The organism is Pseudomonas sp. SIMBA_068 (genome assembly GCF_046534705.1).
Lineage (GTDB): Bacteria > Pseudomonadota > Gammaproteobacteria > Pseudomonadales > Pseudomonadaceae > Aquipseudomonas > Aquipseudomonas putida.
This window is the reverse complement of record NZ_JAWRYI010001764.1, coordinates 1-232: the sequence shown is the minus strand read 5'-3', so window position 1 is coordinate 232 and position 232 is coordinate 1. Positions and strand designations below refer to the sequence as shown.

1 protein-coding gene is annotated in these 232 nt (G+C 38.8%); it reads left to right on the top strand.

Annotated elements, in window-relative coordinates:
- A partial coding sequence (locus tag SB756_RS35810) for a gamma-glutamyltransferase (protein ID WP_410913992.1) occupies nt 1-232 on the top strand: 232 nt, incomplete at both ends.

Here is a 232-nt window from a genome sequence, read left to right as displayed (position 1 = left end):
CATTAAATCACGCGCAACACTCATAACCGAAAAAGATCAGCATGCAGTTGCCGGTGACCCCGTTAACTACTTAAGTTATGCACAAGATGATTCGTATGAACTCCCTTCAACATCGCATGTCTCTATTGTTGATAGCTTTGGTAATGCAGTATCAATGACCAGCTCAATAGAAATGGCATTTGGCTCTACAGTTATGGTTAATGGTTATATTTTAAATAATCAGTTAACCGAC